Annotated in this window: 9 protein-coding genes; 3 read left to right on the top strand and 6 right to left on the bottom strand. The window is 50.6% G+C overall.

Annotated elements, in window-relative coordinates; translation table 11 throughout:
* Positions 1-60: 60 nt before the first annotated feature.
* The 3 genes from V5T57_RS01035 (at position 61) to V5T57_RS01025 (ending at position 4,721) form a co-directional block, all read left to right on the top strand.
* Entirely contained in the window at positions 61-1,023 is a 963-nt protein-coding gene (locus tag V5T57_RS01035) for a substrate-binding domain-containing protein (RefSeq protein ID WP_332889290.1), read from the top strand.
* A 30-nt stretch (positions 1,024-1,053) separates the two neighbouring features.
* Positions 1,054-3,873 carry a hybrid sensor histidine kinase/response regulator gene (locus tag V5T57_RS01030; RefSeq protein ID WP_332889289.1) on the top strand — a complete coding sequence of 940 codons (2,820 nt, stop codon included), beginning with the start codon at positions 1,054-1,056 and terminating at the stop codon, positions 3,871-3,873.
* Between the two features lie 68 nt (positions 3,874-3,941).
* Positions 3,942-4,721 (top strand): PAS domain S-box protein, encoded by a 780-nt coding sequence (locus V5T57_RS01025; RefSeq protein WP_332889288.1) that lies wholly within the window; start codon positions 3,942-3,944, stop codon positions 4,719-4,721.
* Here the strand turns inward: V5T57_RS01025 and V5T57_RS01020 are convergent.
* The 6 genes from V5T57_RS01020 to V5T57_RS00995 all read right to left on the bottom strand — a co-directional run bounded on the left by V5T57_RS01020 (position 4,699) and on the right by V5T57_RS00995 (position 18,153).
* Positions 4,699-5,598 (bottom strand): metallophosphoesterase, encoded by a 900-nt coding sequence (locus V5T57_RS01020; RefSeq protein ID WP_332889287.1) that lies wholly within the window; start codon positions 5,596-5,598, stop codon positions 4,699-4,701. The two genes, V5T57_RS01025 and V5T57_RS01020, sit on opposite strands and share 23 nt — an antisense overlap.
* 875 nt (positions 5,599-6,473) lie before the next feature.
* Positions 6,474-7,709 (bottom strand): type I glyceraldehyde-3-phosphate dehydrogenase, encoded by a 1,236-nt coding sequence (gene gap, locus V5T57_RS01015; protein ID WP_332889286.1) that lies wholly within the window; start codon positions 7,707-7,709, stop codon positions 6,474-6,476.
* A gap of 67 nt (positions 7,710-7,776) precedes the next feature.
* Positions 7,777-12,084 carry a PEP/pyruvate-binding domain-containing protein gene (locus V5T57_RS01010; RefSeq protein WP_332889285.1) on the bottom strand — a complete coding sequence of 1,436 codons (4,308 nt, stop codon included), beginning with the start codon at positions 12,082-12,084 and terminating at the stop codon, positions 7,777-7,779.
* A 132-nt stretch (positions 12,085-12,216) separates the two neighbouring features.
* Positions 12,217-13,623, bottom strand: coding sequence for a dihydrolipoyl dehydrogenase (lpdA, locus tag V5T57_RS01005; protein WP_332889284.1), 1,407 nt, complete (start codon positions 13,621-13,623; stop codon positions 12,217-12,219).
* Positions 13,624-13,802: 179 nt separating this feature from the next.
* Positions 13,803-15,131, bottom strand: a complete 1,329-nt coding sequence (gene odhB, locus V5T57_RS01000; protein WP_332889283.1) for a 2-oxoglutarate dehydrogenase complex dihydrolipoyllysine-residue succinyltransferase — start codon at positions 15,129-15,131, stop codon at positions 13,803-13,805.
* A gap of 73 nt (positions 15,132-15,204) precedes the next feature.
* A complete protein-coding gene (locus tag V5T57_RS00995; RefSeq protein WP_332889282.1) occupies positions 15,205-18,153 on the bottom strand; it encodes a 2-oxoglutarate dehydrogenase E1 component in 2,949 nt (982 codons plus the stop codon).
* Between the last annotated feature and the right edge of the window lie 299 nt (positions 18,154-18,452).

The following is an 18,452-nucleotide window of genomic DNA, read 5'->3' as shown; positions in this document are numbered from 1 at the left end:
CACACAATTTGTAGCTCATGCGTGGGCTGTTGCCATCTTTCAACCATGGGAAGGTGTGTTATGTTCCATCTCCACCGTCATTCTCCTTCATCTCTTTGGCTTATGGTTCTGGTCTTGCTGTTGCTGTTCTTTATGGGGCCAGGGGTGGTTAGGCCAGTACAAGGTGATCCTGGCAGAAAAGTGGTCGCTTTTGCCCAGGATACCATGGCCAATGATTGGCGTGTGGCCCAGGTTCGAGATGTCGAGCAAACCTTATCTCAGTATCCATGGATTGACTTTCTTTTTTCCAATGCTCAAGGGCAAACCGCCCGGCAAGTTATGGATATTGAAAACTATATCGCGCAGGGGGTTGATCTATTAATCACCAGCCCTCGGGATATGAATTTGGTCTCGCCGGTTATTGCCATGGCCTACCAGCGTGGTATTCCTGTTGTCCTGCTTAGCCGACGTACCAACCATGATCACTTCACCACTTTTCTCCATGCAGATAACCGTGCCATTGCTGCGATGGCAGCCCGCCGTTTAGCCTCTCGGTTAAAGGGTCAGGGGCGCATTCTTGTTCTGCAGCATATTCCAACCTCCACACCCGGTATGCTACGTACCGAAGGGTTCCTCAAAGAGCTTGCTAACCATCCAGGTTTGGAGGTCGCGGCCATTAAACGTGCCGACTCTATGCGCGGTAAAGCTATTAAAGCGGTAGAGGCTGCTTTGGCTGAGGGCATTAAGTTTGACGCGATTTATGCCCAATCAGACAGTATGGCAACGGGGGCGCGCATGGCGTTAAAAACAGCAGGTATCGACCCCAAGACCATTCCCATTACAGGTATTGACTACATCCGTGAAGCCCGAGATGCCATACGCCAAGGCGAGATGGATGCCAGCTTTACCTACCCAACCTTTGGGGTTCAGGGGGCGCACTTTGCTGCGCAGATCTTACAAGGAAAAACGGTACCCAAGGAGGTCGTTGTTGACTCCACCATGATCACCCGTGAGAACGTCGAACAGGTTAAGCCAATCTTTTAAAGGGCAGATATCGCTCTTAAGGAAGCCACGATGGCGTTTGATAAGAAAAAGCTTGGTTTGTTTACACCCAGCCCTTTGCGCTTGCGTACCAAACTAATCCTGCTCTGGCTTGGTTCTATCTCTCTCGCGCTGTTTTTAGCCGGCTCGTTTGCTTTTATGTTGATCGCGAGTGGTGAACGCAGCCGTGCATTGGTTCATATGCAAGAGAGCCTGAACAGCATGCGTCAGGATCTCCAACATCAACTCCATCAACTCTTCAGTACCACTCAAACTTTGGCAGCTCAAACCAATCTGGTGGCTTCTCTTAATCTTATTCAGGTTTATCAGGACCCTCATAGTTATCAAGATATTATCTTTGATGTGGAGAAACAAAACCTTATTAAGCAATTAGAGGAACATGCTGAAACGACAGGTGTGGATATTCAGCTGTTGCGAAATGAAAAAGGGCAGATTGTCGCCTTTTACCTCGCCATGGGTGATGGGGTGGCCGGTTTTCAATCCTTTAAAAAAGGTCAGCCTTTTTACAATGTTCGTATAGGTCATCTTGGGGTATGGCAAAAGGGACGCCTGCCCCCGTCCTTTAATAATTTGCATGATTTAATGAACCCCATACAAGCTAAGCAGGGACTGGCTGTTGTACAGGGTCGTCTAGGTTTTAGTGCTCAAGCGGCTATTGTGCGTCAGTTTACAGGGGGGCAGCCAGATCGACCATTGGGGCGGATACAGACTTTTCGGTTTATGAATGAGAAGAGTCATAAACAGTGGTTGCGGGCACCCCATCAGCGCTTTTTTCTTCATGCCCCTGGTTTGATGCAGCAAAGCAACCCCTCTATTTTATCTCAGCTATTAAACCAACAAGCCTCTTTTCCTGTGTTAGCGCTCAAGCAAAAAAAAGAGGAGCAGGTTGTTGAGTTTTGGAAGGCAGAGAGTCAGCAGTTCCAACTAGGGGCGCTTCGGGTGCCTCTGCTCTCACCTGGCGAGCTGGTGGTGATGGCGGGTATTCCACTGAATAGTTTGGATGATCAGATTGTAGCTTATTGGGAGTCTGCCATTGTCGTGCTTCTCATTAGTGGCGTGCTCTCCATTCCCTTAGGGATCTATTTTTTAGGACGCACTGTCTCAGCACCTGTTGAACGGTTGATCGATTCGGTTGATGCCTTTAAACGGGGACATTTTAATAAAGTGGAAGGGTTTAGCCAAAATAAAGATGAGCTCAATCAGTTGGCTGAGGCGTATAACAGCTTGCTAGAAACCATTATTCAGCGGGAGGCTGCACTACGGGAGCGGGAGTCTCAGGTGCGGATGTTACTCAATGCTTCTGGTGAAGGGGTTTTGGGTATGGATCTTAATGGGATCTGTATTTTCAGTAACCCAACGGCCGCTTCACTCCTGGGATATGCCCAGCCGCTGGAGTTGATCGGAAAAGATCTCCACCACACATTGCATGTAAATGCCCAGGGCGTGCTGGTCACCCAAAAACAAGAGTGTTCCGTGTGTCAGGCGCTCTCAAATCAGCAGGTTGTGCATCTAGAGGAGGTGCTGTTTCATCGAAATGATGGCTGTGCCATACCTGTTGAAGTTCGTGCCAACCCTATGTTGGACCATGGGCAAAGCCGTGGATTGGTCATTACCTTTAATGATATTACCAAACGTAAAGCATTTACCGCTGAATTGGCCCAGATGCGTGATGAAGCGGAAGCCGCCAACTTAGCTAAAACGGAATTTTTGGCAACCATTAGCCATGAAATACGTACCCCACTGAATATTTTATTGGGTATGGGCGATCTGCTTGAAGAGGTTGAGCTGAGTCACCATCAACGTCAGGTCGCGAAGAGTTTTGATAATGCCGGTAGTGCGCTGTTGAGCTTGATCGATGATCTTTTAGACATATCTTCGGTAGAAAAAGGGCAGCTTAAGCTACAAAAACAGGCCCACGACCTTACGGCTTTGGTGGAAGATGTCAGGCGATTGGTGGTGTTCAGGGCCGAGAGTAAAGGGTTGGCTTTTCATATCACACTGGATGCCGCACTCCCTGGCCAAATGGTGATGGATGCCCGCCGTCTGAGACAGGTTTTGGTCAACTTGGTGGGGAATGCCATTAAGTTTACCGACCATGGTCAGGTCGATCTAACGCTGTCCCGTTCTGGGGATACGCATTGGACATTAACGGTCAATGATACAGGGATTGGGATTGATAAAGCCAAACAGGCGGCTATTTTTGAGCTCTTTAGCCAAGGAGATGGATCCTACACCCGTCGATATGGCGGGGCTGGCCTGGGGTTAGGTATCTGCCAGCGGTTAGTACAATTAATGGAGGGGCATATCTGGGTTACCTCTGAACCGGGGCAGGGGAGCCAGTTCCATGTTCAACTCCCCTTAATTGTTCCCCAAGAGCAAGGGGTAGAGACACTTCATCAAGCTGTATTGGGCAGGCCAGGTCAGGCAACCTTACCCCATAGGTGTCGTATTTTGCTGGTAGAAGATTGTGAAGATAATGTCATGATCTTTAAAGCTTATATCAAGAGGTTCGCTTTTGATCTAAGTGTCGCCAGTAATGGGGAAGAAGGGGTGCGTGTTTTCCAAAAGCAACCCTTTGATCTGGTCTTTATGGATCTACAAATGCCGGTTATGGATGGCTACGAAGCCACCCGCCAAATGCGTAGTTGGGAGTCTGAAGGTAACCATCCACGCACCCCAATTCTGGCGCTCACAGCTCATGCTTATCAACAGGATGTTGAACGTAGCCAAGCTGCTGGTTGTGATCTGCATTTAACCAAGCCCATACGCAAAGCCAAGCTTATTGAAGTGATTGAGACCTATCAAAGCGGTTTGCCCGATGCGTGTGCTTAGTGGTCCCTCGTGGAAGTTGAGTGTTTTTGGACCAAGCAGGCTTCAGCTTTAGGTTGTAGGAGTTGGTTATGAACACATTTTTCACCTATTTTACCCCGTTCTCTTATTGGATCCTGGTCGCGCTTTGGATCACGATTCTGGTGATCTATATGCAACACCTTAGTCAGAGGGAGTTGTTAGGAAGGTCGGTGGTTCTGCTATTAACCGTGTTGGCTCTGGATGCTTTTCGTTCCCTGGTAGAGAGCCTCTATTTTGGGTTTTATTTTAATGCCAAATTTGGGTACTTCTCCCAAGCTATTTATGAAACGTTGGGGCAACCTCAGCTCATCATCCTTCCTAAACTGCTTAATATTGTGACCGGTGTGGTGATTATTGTGATTTTAATCCGTTCCTGGTTACCTCGTCAGATGCGTCTTAGCAGTATTGAGCGGCAACAGAAAAAAGAGCGGCTTGATTTAATGGAGGAGAGCCATGCTCAAATGGGAATGACTATGTTTGGTCTGGATCAATATGGTCTGGTCCGTTTTTGGGGGCGTGGTGGTTATGCGCTATTGGGGTATCAGGAACATGAGTTGGTGGGTAAAAATTTAGAGAAAATTTTGGTTACTAAAAGTTGGCAGCAGTTATCACAGGTTCTAAGTTTGGTGGAGAAAATGGGCATGACTGGCTTGGAAGGTAACCGAATGATTGTTCATGGTGTGCATAAATCTGGTGAGCGTATTGAACTGGCACTGCAACTCTCTATTGCTGCAGGCATGGGGCACTGCCAACTGGTGGGTGTACTCATGCCCGAGCGGGTTCCAATCGAGCGGATATCGACCTCGGTTAAGGGGCCGGTGTTAGGGTAAGAACAACCATCTCAGAGTGGGTGCCAAGACGAATGGGAAAAATAGAGGTGCCTAAACCGGAGGTGATGTAGAGAGAACTGTCCCCTCTCTTTACCCAACCATAAGACCAGTCATTGTTTGCACGACTCATATTGGTTAAAGGGCCAATAAGGGGTAGGGCGATCTGTCCGCCATGGGTATGCCCAGCCAGTGTTAGAAGGTTCGGGCGAGGGTTGATCTCCTCAAACACAACAGGATCGTGGGACAGTAGTAGGGTTGGGGCAAGGGTGGAAACCCGGTTTAACGCCCGTTTGACATCGGGTTGCCCTGTTGTATCATCTTCAACCCCAGCAACCATTAAGGTCGCACCCGGTAGTTCAACGCGTTCGCTACGGTTTTCAAGAAGATGAAAATTGAGTTCGTCAAACAGTGTGCGTAGTTGGGGTAGTCCAAACCAGTTGTCATGATTTCCAAATACAGCAAATACACCACCAGGGGCTTTTAACCCTTCAAAAGCCAACCTGACCTGATCAATGCTCACCCCGTTGGGTACCAAAGCATCCACATAGTCCCCAAGCATGAGAACAATGTCAGGTTTTTGAAAAATGACCTCTTTAACAATCTCCTGTGCTTTGCTGACTGAGATAGGGTGAATGCCCAAGTGCCAGTCTGAGAGCACAATGAGACGTACCGGGCGGTCAATGCCTGGCATAGGGTGCTTTAGTTTAATAATTTCCATCTGCTCAGCTTGGATATAACCCCAAAGGCCGACAGCCAGACTGATGAAGAGTGTCACGACAACCGTCGTGAGAAAAGCATGATGTTTGTGACGTCTGCCCATACGGGGAGGTGGGTCACTTGGGAAGATGCGGTTGTTCCAGCGTCCATTTTCCTGCATGGAATATATCCACTGAGTTAGATTGATTACAGACCCTTAGTATGCCCGCTTCATCCCTTAGCAACAATGTGATTTGATGAGATGATCATGAAATGGGTGTGCCATAGATGCTCTGTGGTCAGGGTCTCCTCTTCTGAGACTCTGTTGGAGCATCTATGCGCTACTATTAAAGGTATGAAGGCGTGTTTAGTCTATGAATTATTAAGGTTATTGATATTGAAATCCATCCTTAAGTTGTTATGAGGATGGCTTTAATGATTGGCTGGTTTTATAGACATTGGACGAGATTTCACGGGATCTGTTCCATTAAAAACAAGCTTCAAACGTGCAAGGGGCTTTGGTTTTGAGTGCACGGAGATGCCATACCCCCTTAAGAAGGTGTGATCACGATCAACTCGCATGCACGCATCTTTTAATCAACAGGCCAGGACCAAGCGATAAACCCTGTTGACGGTTGTGTGGGATCAAAGGGTTGGCGGGCTCTAAAGCCTTGGTGCTTAAGCAGAGTTCAACACTGTACAGCTGTTTTCTCTGTATCACGTCAAAGCATACTCGGGTTTGCCTGTAGAGAGGAGGGGCTCTGTCCCCATGGTTTGTTTAACGGTTTTTAAGTGGTTGTCGTTGCATGCCAGCCATCAGGTGACCTTTTTGTATCGAGATCAACAGGCATCTATCCAGGCAAAGGAAAACCAGACCCACTCTTTTAAATCAGGTTACCGATCATGATCACTGGAAGTGTGCGGATCCGTGAACGGTAAGCGGCTGTGCATGGTGAAGATTATCTACATGCGAAGAGAGGGCGGCGTATAAATTAAGGGGGGGGCGGGCAAAACAGGGGGCAGATAAGCCTGCCCCCTGTACACAGAGATGAATCATTAGATGATCTGTTCACCAACAAAGTCTGTGAGGTTGCCCAGCATATTGGTATAGCTACCAAACTCATTATCGTACCAGCCATAGACCACAGCTTGGGTGACCGGAACATCCAGGCGGGTGACCTCTAACTGGGATTTAATGGACTCTGGCAAGCCAGGGACACGGGTCAGATCCACATGAGAGTAGGCGGTACGGGTATGGGTCTCACGGGCTTCAATAACGGTTGCTGCTTTAGGGAAGCCAATGATATCGCTGGAGACATTTTGAGTCTCTGTATAGACCAGGTGATCGTTATACGCACCGTTCATGGCATCACGATAAATACCGTTGACGACATCACGGTTAATGGGCTCACCTTCGGCTTCTGATTGTAGGTTTAACGTCAGAATAACCAAGGAGCCACTGTTGGTGGGAATACGCACAGATTCAGCCATGAAGCCAATTTCGGAGACCTCAGGAATAACCTGACCCAGCGCTTTGGCAGCGCCGGTTGTGGTTAAGATAATATTGTTCATAACCGCACGGTTTTTACGCAGGTCAGTAGCACCTGCTTTTGGCACGGCATCCAACACCATCTGACTCGAGGTAGCCGCGTGGATGGTAACCATGGAGGCCGAGAGAATACGGTTGATGCCGAAATGCTCAATCATCGGCTTCATCATATAGGACAAACAGGTGGTGGTGCAGGAGGCTGCAGAGATAACCCGGTGTTGGGCGGGGTCATACTGCTCATTGTTGATGCCCATGACACAGGTGATGGCATCTTCCGGCATAGATAGTTCTTTGTTCTTGATCTTAAAGGGTGCAGAGAGAAGAACCTTTTCAGCCCCACCTTCCAAGTGACCACGCAGGGAACCACGGGGGGCATCTGCCGGAACGGTCGGGTCGGTAAAAGCACCGGTGCAATCCACCACCAAGCGTACGCCATAGTCCCCCCAGGGAATATCCTTGGGGTTACGGGCGGCCCGTAAAAAAGTGACGGGGGTGCCGTTAATGGTCATGACCCCTGCGTCATTATCGATATGGGTGATGGGCTCCCCACCACGAAAACCGTAGAGATAGGCGGCAAAGCTTCCATAGGTACTATCCTTGCGGATAACCTCTGCCAGATCTTCCAGCCCTTTACCTACATCACGGCCCACGTTGACGACGATCTCATCAAAGGTTTGGTTGGCAATGTGCTGCCACAGGGTCAATTTACCAATACGGCCCATGCCGTTGATGCCAAGTTTCATGATGCTCCCCATCCGTCTTCAACGGTTGCTGATCTGGGTCTCTGTACAACATCGACCCCAGGTTAAATTAATAGAGTTTTCGTTCGATCTCATGCCAACCGGTTAACACATGGCCGTTATGGCCATCAATGGCAATTTGATCTCCAAGCTCAATGGTCACCCCATCAAGCTTACAATACCCTTGTAGCTCCCATACCCGCATAGACTCACACCCCACCACACAGGTTTTTTTCAGTGAGGCCGCGACAATCGCAGCATGGGAGGTCTGGCCACCTCTGGCGGTTAACAGTCCCTCGGTTTGGCTGATCTCTTTGATATCATCACTAACCGTATCATAACGGATGAGAATCAAAGGGGTATCCGGGTTTTCTGCGCGCATACTTTCAATCTGTTCGAGATTAAAAACAGCCAAGCCACAGAGTGCGCCACCATGTACGCCAATGCCTTGTCCCGCCAGATGTTCACTTAAAGGGCCATCCAGTTTAAAGCCACTGACCACTGAATGCACACTTTCGCGGGTGATCATATTACGGGTTTGCAGAATCTGTAGATTGTCGCGCATTGGGCCGTCAAAGGTAAATTCTATCTCCTGATGGTTCCAATCACGCTCGTAAATCAGATGTCGTGCATATTCGAGTAAAGCCTTATAAATTTCAGGAAAGCGCAGTTCCAACGTTTGACTGGGATCTCGGTTGTCGCTGTAACATTGCTCTTCACTGATTGGGGAGGTAGAGACCAAACCACCAACAATATCCTCCCCTTGGTTGCCAGGGGTGTAGTCTCCCCACAGCATAACTTGGGTGAGCTTACGGTAAGGGTGCGCCGTAAAGAGTACACCTGTACCGGAGAGTACACGGGGGCAGGCTTCACCACCACTCTCTTCGGTGATCATGCTCTGTAGCAGATTGCCGTACACCATGTTTTGAATGACGACGGCGGTGCCCCACTCATCGGAGAGATCCATGAGGGCGCGGTACTGGTGGGCTTTGTCACCATCCCAGGAGTCCAATACCCGCTCCACGGCGGCGATCAACTGCTCCCAGGGATCATCGGGCAGGTTAACGGCCAAGCCCCGTGCAGCTTCGCGGTAGGCTAGGGCTAACGCACGCATTTGCTCCGCATTGAACTGTCCCTTTTTTTTGACCCCATACTTCTGTTTAAAACCCCGCATAATATCGCTGAAGACACCCCGTTCTACATCGTAGGCCATACACCACGATTGAATGAAGCGGCGGTAGTTATCCCAAGCAAAGAAGGGGTTGCCTGATTGGGCACACAGCCCCTCCACAATGGTTTCATTAATACCCACATTATGGATGGTGTGCATCATGCCGGGCATGGAGATAAGTGCCCCGGAACGCACGGAGACCAGCAGGGGGCGTTGTGGGTTGCCAAAAATCAAACCGGTTTGGTTTTCAATTTCAGCCATCTCTTCACGCAGGCGGGCCATAAAGTCGGTCCAGGCCGGCTTGTAGTGGCGAATTAAGGCATAACAGCGGTAGAACTCTGTACCAATAATGGTCCCAGGGGGGACCGGTGCTTCATTAACCACCAAACGGGCAAGGTTGTAGCCTTTATTTCCCAAATGGATGGGGTGCAGAATCTCCATGTTGGGGTCATGAATGCGACAGAACAGCTTGCCTGGATCAAAAGTAAGGATCTGCTGGGCCTGATCTTCAGGTAGCCGGGCTTTCTGTAGATGGAGCATCTTCAAGATACGTCCCAGGTAGGTATCCAGGGCTTGTAAGCTGAAGGTCTCGGCAATCAGGTCCCGCATGTAGGACTCATTCACCCGCTCCAAGTTGCCTGTGGTATCCCCATCTTCAATAAGGGCGGCATATTTAACCTGCATCGCCTCCGTCGGCATGTTGGGGACGATCAACCCCATATTATCTCTGTGGTGTGAGGTGTAGTAGGTGTAGATGATCTCCCGCACCACTTGAGACAGAGAGCGGAAAAGGTCCAGATATTGATGGTAGGAAAACTGATTCATCTCCACAAAATAACGAATAATCAAAAGATCATTGCGTAGTTTGCGGGATTTAATGCCATCTAATCTTAAGGCACGTTGGAAGAGGGAGAGGTCCTGGATAATTTGAATAATGGTGGCGCGGGTGACAAAACCGTCTGGAATATGCTCCGCCAACCCTTCTAATAAGGATGTTGCTTGGCTCTCCAGGCGGAAGGTCAGGGCCAGGGCATCAAATTTTGGTTCACTGTAACGGCCATAGACTGAAGGAATGCCCACCGCGATGTGACGCTTTTGAAAAACCTCTTCGTGGGCGGTGAAGATTTCATCCGTGAGGATTAAACCTTTCAGGGCCTCCATGGCATCCAGCAGCATAGGTAGGTCTGGTTGTTTGCCCTGACGAATTGTCGCTAACAGAGGGGTAACTTCGCCCAGTCCTCGTTTTTCCATGCGCTCCAAGGGTTCCAATGCCCCTTGAAAACCTGGATTGTACTTTTGATCCACCAGTTGATAGAGACGCACCAGCAGTAGAGCACGCTCTTTTTCACTGGCCTCCACCCCTTCCATATCCTGCACCAAGGGGGTGATCTGCTCCATGGGGATGCTTAACAGAGGCTGAGGGGTGTCAATATCAAGCTGGGTGAACACATGCTTGAAGACCTGATGAACATCCTCAATAAACAGTCCCTCACACTGCAACGCCATACGGACCGGCTCTGACAAGTGTGGATCAATATGGGCGCGCGCTTTGCTCTGCCAAAACGTGATGATCCCTGCGGTTAAATGAACAATAAGGTTGGTGCTCTCCACATGGCACTGTTTGCGCAAAAAATGGATCAGCTTATCTTGGCGGTGATGAATCTCATCCAGCTGGGTTGAGACATCCCTAAGTTCACCTTCTGCACCAATGTCGTTGTAATAGACCGGTAAAAGCCGAGCAAACTGTTTAACCAAGTTATAGACAGGGGCAATGTCACTGTTCAGTAATTTGGTTATGTCTTTTTGGAATAAATCCGTATCACGGATAAGTGTACCGGTTAGCTTAATGTTGATGATTAAGGCAGAGAGTAGGGTTGAGCACCATTTGGGGTGTTGGCTAATTAACGCCAACCACGCCCGAATGTTATAAAGGTGTGCAGGGTTGGAGATGGTCTTCCAATCCGCATCTACCCCTTCAACCCGGCTATATTGAAAACCAAACTGTACGGCTTGTGAAAGAAAGACCTCAACCAGTCTGGGTTTGGCTTGTTCAATGACCTCACTACCTAAAGCTTCAATGCACTGTAGGGCGGTGCGGGGATAGTGCACCACATTGTGGTTGAGGGAGTTGAAGGTGCGAATAAAAAAGGCTTCGGTCTCGTCATGACCACGTGCCATTCCCACCAACTTAACCAGTCCCTGGTTGACTTCCCGCAAGGTTTTTTCATGGAGTAGGGTAAGCCCATCATTCTCCAAAATCCGAAAAAGAAACTGAAGGCGGCGTGTCTCATTGGCCCGCTCAAGGGTCTCATCCCCCTCTGTTTTTAGGGCCTGGCTCAGCCGGTTACCTGCTTCACCATACAAGCGAACCATATCATGGGCGTCAGGTAGAGAGATGGCCGATTGTAAAAAGGCCAAAGCCTGTGGCCCTTTTGGGTCATGCTCTGCCCGTATGTGATCCAACTGTTCCTGATAGCTCTTCAGGGTGGGATGGCTAATGGCCTTAAACAGATCGGGGCCATGCTGTTCGGCAAAACGGCTGGGATCTTCCTGGGTTAACCAAAACGCATAGTTCTGGGTGAGCAGCCGCTCCAACAGTAGAGCCGATGCCTGCCACTGTTCAGCGGGTAGTATCGTCAGCCCCCGGTTTATCAATTGTTTGATGGGTCGTTTTAGCGGGTTATGTGTCTGAGCCAGTAGTTGGAACGAGCGATCAGGCAGGTTGTAGAGGGCTAAAAAAAGTTGATTAAGATAGGGGGATAAGGCTGGCGCTGTTTTTGGGGTTATGCTTTGTGCCAGTTTATCCATCACTGCTGAAATGGCGCTAAGGGCTGCGACTATTTCCCGGTCTGTGTTGCTATCGGCCAGGGCCTGGAAGAACAGCTCACCCATAAGTGGAACGGTGGTCGCTGCCTGCTCATGGTTGATATAGCGGGCGAGGTTTTTTAAAACAAACCCCCGCCATTCCGGTAATAGAAGGCGCCAGTTGCGATAGGGGTGGTTCAGCTCTTTAAGTAACTGTTCCAGGGGCTGATGAATGCCCGCATAGCGCTCAACAATCGATAAAAGAATGGTATGGTCTGCATGTATGGTGACCGGTCCAACCGCAGTCTGTTGCAAATTAGCACGCAGTGCGTCGGATTGCAGGGTTGGGGCAGGGCGTGGGCGGGGGGCGGTTACCCCCTTGAGATGGGGTGTCTGGCTCATGGCGACCCTTTAATCAATCTCTTATATTTCTAACGGTTGGCAGGGGAACCTGCAGGGGGACGCAGTCGTCCCCCTGCCAACCTAGTACAGATGGCCCTGGTCAAGCCAGGGTCATCTGCTTAATCGTGCTTTTTAAGCGTGGATGGCGCGCTTATCCACAGCCAGAGCCGCCTCTTTTACTGCTTCACCCAATGCTGGGTGGGAGTGGCAGGTACGTGCAATATCTTCTGCACTGACATCACACTCCATGGCCAGGACCACTTCAGCAATAAGGTCACCGGCACTTGGGCCCATGATATGACAGCCCAACACGGCATCGGTCTGAGCATCGGCAAGAATTTTAACAAAGCCATCGGCATCCCCAATGGCGCGGGCACGGGAGTTGGCCATGAAGGGGAACTTGCCAGCCTTATATTTAATGCCAGCCTCTTTCAGTGCTTCTTCCGTTTTACCAACACTGGCAATCTCTGGGTGGGTGTAGACCACACCAGGTATGGCATCATAGTTCACATGGGCGACCTGACCTGCTAGAGATTCGGCAACGGCAACGCCCTCTTCTTCGGCCTTGTGGGCCAGCATGGCACCACCAATAACATCACCAATGGCAAAGACACCCGCGCAGGAAGTTTGCAGATCATGATCCACAGGGATGAAACCACGTGCATCCGTCTCTACCCCAACGTTCTCCAGCCCCAAACCTTCGGTATAAGGTTTACGACCAACCGCCACCAAGACGACATCGGCTTCCAAAACCTCTTCATCCCCACCTTTAACCGGCTCCATGGTCAGCTTTACGCCCTTTTTCAGGGTTTTGGCGCCGGTTACTTTGGTGCCCAGCTTAAATTTCATGCCCTGTTTGGTCAGTGTGCGCTGGGCGGTTTTACGGATTTCACCATCCATACCGGGCAAGATACCATCCAAGAACTCCACAACCGTCACTTCACTACCCAGGCGGCGCCAAACAGAACCAAGTTCAAGACCAATAACACCCGCACCGATAACGATCATCTTTTTTGGCACTTTGGCCAAAGCGAGCGCACCAGTGGAGGAGATGATCTGTTTTTCATCAATCTCCAAACCAGGTAAGGTCGCAACGTCCGATCCTGTGGCGATCAAAATATTCTCAGTCTTGATCTCTTGGTCTTTACCGTCGGCATCGGTGACCTTAACCGTCTCGGAATCCACAATGGTTCCACTGCCGATTAGGTGCGTAACCTTATTCTTTTTAAATAGAAAAGCGATACCACCTGTCAGCCCTTTAACCACCTCATCCTTACGGTTCATCATAGCGGCCAGGTTTGCCTTGACCCCTTTGACCTCAACCCCATGGTCGGCCATCTCATGTTGGGCTACTTCCAGATGATGAGAAGATTGCAGTAGTGCCTTGGAGGGAATGCAGCCAACATTTAGGCAAGTCCCCCCCAGAGTGGTGCGTTTTTCGACACAGGCTGTTTTTAGGCCCAGTTGAGCCGCACGAATGGCAGCAACATAACCACCAGGACCACCACCGACTACAACAAGATCAAAGGTATCAGACATGTTCCGTCCTCATATCAATCCGCTTGTTGCGGAATCACCCTAACCACGTTTAATCACGTTTGGGGTGTGCATGGATTAAAAGTCCACTGGCCCAGGTTGTGTACGGGTTCCCAGGGCCAGTGGGTCGGGGAATCTTGGTGAAAACCCCTTGTTAGATGACCTGAAAGGTCGGTGCTACATTAGGCGTTGAGCAGAATGCGTGAGGGATCCTCAATGCAATCCTTAATGCGAACCAGGAAGCTGACCGCCTCTTTACCATCAATAATGCGATGATCGTAGGAGAGCGCCAGATACATCATGGGACGTGCTTGGATGGAACCATCCGGCATAACCATGGGGCGCTGTTGGATCTTATGCATCCCCAAAATGGCCGACTGAGGGGTGTTCAGGATCGGTGTGGAGAGCAAGGAGCCAAAAATACCACCATTGGTAATGGTAAAGGTGCCGCCGGTCATCTCTTCCATGGAGAGCTGGCCATCGCGGGCGCGCTTGCCCATGTCGGAGATGGAGGATTCAATCCCTGCCACGGACATGGTGTCCGCATCTCGAAGAACAGGAACAACCAGTCCTTGGGGGGAGCCAACGGCAACGCCAATGTCATAGTAGTTTTTAAAGACCAGCTCATTGCCCTGAATTTCTGCATTGACCGCAGGGAACTCTTGCAAGCCTGAGATCGCAGCCTTCACGAAGAAAGACATGAAACCAAGGCGGGCACTGTTGCGTTTTTCAAAAACCTCTTTGTACTGCTTGCGTAGCTCCATAACCGCCGTCATGTCCACCTCATTAAAGGTGGTGAGCATGGCTGCCGTGTTTTGAGCTTCTTTAAGGCGTTGTGCAATGCGCTGACGCAAGCGGGACATTTTAACCCGCTCTTCACGTGGTCCTTCAACAGCGGGTGGCATTTGTGCTGCGGGTGCAACAGCAGGTTTGGCCGCCGGTGCGGCAGCTTTAGGTGCTGGCGCCGCAGCTTTTGGAGCAGGTGCTGGAGCAGGTGCTGGTGCTGCCGTGCCCTGTTTCTCAATAAAGGCCACCACATCACCCTTGGTCAAACGCCCCCCACTCCCTGTGGCTGGTACCTGGGTGGCATCCAATCCATTCTCGGCCAGCAGCTTACGTACAGCTGGTGAAAGCGCGGGAGCACCAGCAGGTGCAGCTGCTGCGGGTGCTGGTGCTGGCGCAGCGGCTGGGGCCGGTGCAGCGGCGGGTGCAGCCGCTGGTTCTGCGGCAGGTGCAGGTTCGGCAGCCGCTGGTGCAGGGGCTCCGGCTGTGGCGTCGGCATCGACCAAACAGAGTACGGCACCAACTTCCACATCGGCATCCACATCAGCGAGAATTTGGGTCACTACGCCAGCAGTAGGAGAGGGCATCTCCACTGTGACTTTATCAGTCTCCAACTCCACCAGGGGCTCGTCGACTGCGACACTCTCGCCGACCTGTTTAAGCCACTGTACTACGGTGGCTTCGGTTACTGATTCACCAAGTGTGGGCACCTTGATTTCCGTTGCCATGATCAGCCTCGATTTCTATGGGTAAAACGCTTCGTTTCAGTTATCAGTTACAAGTTCAAACATGTGAACCAGCTTATTTCTCAACCATAGCCGTCTCTCTGCGGCGGAACGGCTGTGGGATCTCTTTCAAGGGTACGGAAAGAGCTTCGTTGACCAACTTTTCCTGCTCCAATACATGCTTGCTGGACTGGCCTGTCGCAGGAGAGGCTGATGCCGGACGACCGGCATAGATGGGCAGGCGCTGCTTGGTGTCCAGATCTTCCATCAGGTGGATCAGACGTTGGTAAAGGAACGTCCAGTACCCCATGTTGGCGGGCTCTTCCTGACACCAGACCAGTTCTGCATTGGGGTACTTTTTCATCTCTTGCATAATGGCGTTGCGTGGCCAGGGGTAGAGCTGCTCAACCCGGACAATGGCCACATCATCGATCTTCTGATCACGGCGCGCCTGTAGAAGATCGTAGTAGACCTTGCCGGTACAGAGCACAACCCGTTTGACCTCTTCACCATCAACCAACTCATCCATTTCAGGTATGGCACGTTGGAAGGCAGAGCCACTGACAAAGTCATCAACTTTAGAGACCGCCAGCTTATGGCGTAGCAGAGACTTTGGCGTGAAGATCACCAATGGTTTGCGGAAGTTACGGTGGTTTTGGCGACGTAGCGCATGGAAGTAGTTGGCTGGCGTCGTCAGGTTACACACCTGCATGTTGTCTTCTGCGCATAGCTGCAAAAAGCGCTCAGGACGTGCTGAGGAGTGCTCAGGACCTTGTCCCTCAAAACCATGGGGGAGCAACATGACCATACCGTTTAAACGCAGCCACTTGGATTCACCAGAACTGATGAACTGGTCAATAATCATCTGTGCGCCGTTAACAAAGTCACCAAACTGCGCTTCCCACAGCACCAGCGCATGGGGATCTGCCGAGGCATAGCCATACTCAAACCCTAGGACCGAAGCTTCAGCCAGTGGGCTATCAATGACCTCATAGTCTGCCTGTAGAGAGCGAATACGGTTTAATGGCACATAGCGGGACTCATCATTTTGATCAATGAGTACCGAGTGGCGTTGGGAGAAGGTGCCACGTCCGCAATCTTGACCTGACAGGCGAACGGGAATCCCCTCCACCAGTAAGGTGCCAAAGGCTAGAGCTTCACCGGTGGACCAGTCAAAACCTTGCCCGGTTTCAAACATTTTTTCTTTATTGCGTAGCTGACGCAAAATTTTGCGATGAACCGCAAACTCTAAAGGTGGCGTATATAGGGTCTTGCCAACCTCGCGTAGCGTGCTTTCGGGCACACAGGTTTTATGCTGGTGCATCTCCTCTTCACCACGCTGGTTGGAGACACCCTTCCACATTCCATCCAGCCAATCGGCGGTGGTGGGAAGAAAATACTGCGCCTCCTGGAAATCCACTTCAAGTTCGTTGTGGAAGTCCTTCACAATCTCTTTACCTTCGCCCTCTTTTAAGACCCCTTCTTTTTCCAGCTTACGGGCATAGACCTCACGGGTGGTGGGGTGCTTGGCGATGGTGCGGTACATAATGGGCTGGGTGAATGAGGGTTCATCCCCCTCATTGTGTCCGTGGCGACGGTAGCACCACATATCGATCACCACATCTTTACCAAACTCCTGGCGGTATTCAATGGCGATACGTGCCGCATGAACAACCGCTTCAGGATCATCCCCGTTCACATGAAAGATGGGCGCCTGGATCATCTTGGCCACATCGGAAGGGTAGGGGGAGGAGCGGGAGTTTCGGGGGTTGGTGGTAAACCCAATCTGGTTGTTAACAATCAGGTGGATAGTCCCCCCTGTTTGGTAACCTTTTAGCCCGGATAGGGCCAGAGATTCAGGGACCAAGCCTTGGCCAGCAAAGGCTGCATCACCATGCATGAGCATACCCATGACCTGGCGCTGAGCCGTATCACCACGCTGAACCTGTTTGGAGCGGACCTTACCTAGAACCACAGGGTTAACCAGTTCCAGGTGGGAGGGGTTGGCTGTCAAAGAGAGGTGGACCTCTTTATCATCAAAAACCCGATCAGCCGAGGCACCTAAGTGATAGCGGACATCCCCAGAGCCTTGCACATCTTCCGGGTTGTTCGACCCCCCTTGGAACTCATGCATAATGGCGGAGTAGGGCTTGCGCATGACGTTGGCCAGGATGTTCAAACGACCCCGGTGGGCCATGCCGATCACAACCTCTTTAACGCCCAGCTGACTCCCACGTTTCAGTATTTGCTCAATGGCCGGAACCAGAGCCTCACCACCATCTAAGCCGAACCGCTTGGTGCCGGTGTATTTTAACTGTAAAAAAGTCTCAAAGCCTTCAGATTGGGTTAAACGCTCCAGGATGGTGCGCTTACCTTTAATAGTGAAGTGTGTACGGTTACGGATTGACTCAATTCGACGCTGCACCCAGGATTTTTCATCGGGCTCCTGGATGTGCATAAACTCCACACCAATGGTGCCGCAGTAGGTCTCTTTGAGCAGACGCAGGATCTGTCTTAAAGAGGCCGTCTCCAACCCCAAGACATAGTCGATAAAGATCGGGCGATCCATATCTTCTTCGGCAAAGCCGTAGTTGACCGGATCAAGCTCTGGATGATGCTCCCGTGCTTCAAGGCCCAGTGGATCAAAGTCGGCAATAAGGTGGCCACGCACACGGAAGGTGCGGATCATCATTAAGGCACGGATAGAGTCCAAGGTAGCCCGTCGAATTTGTGCGGGGTCCCCACCTGCAATTTGGGTGATGCCTTGCACAAAGCGATCATGGCTGGGGGTGGCGGTTTCAGGCTCCCGATCCAGGGCCTTACCAACCACGCCAGATTCCAGCTTGGACCAGCTGGCGCCACGGATCTCTTTAAAGATCTCCGGGGTATCCTCTTCGGTTAACTCAGCAAAGGTCCCCGCCCAGGCGGCATCCACCGAGTTGGGGTTTTCCAGGTAACGGGCATAGAGCTCGGAAATATAGACAGCATTGGTTCCGTTCAGGAGTGCATCCAACTGGCCTGCCATGGTCTGTAACCTCGCAATCGACATAGATGAGGCGGTTATTCGGTTAATCGGAAGTATATTGGACAATAGCCCTTTATACGAAATACCCGCTATTCACACCGGTATACGATTAACTGTATAAAAGATGGGGTTATGATACCAAAAACAACACTATCTGCAATGTTATTAAAAAATTTAATAAAACCAAAATTCAAGTATTGACCAAATTTAACGTATATATATTTGAGTGATAGGTAAGCTTATGATGAATGCAGCCTATTTATCGTTTCGATTATTCGTAAATGGTTATATAAGTGGCT

It is taken from the genome of Magnetococcus sp. PR-3, from assembly GCF_036689865.1.
Taxonomy (GTDB): Bacteria; Pseudomonadota; Magnetococcia; order Magnetococcales; family Magnetococcaceae; genus Magnetococcus.
The sequence above is the reverse complement of the archived record's forward strand: the minus strand, read 5'-3'. Positions and strand labels throughout refer to the sequence as shown.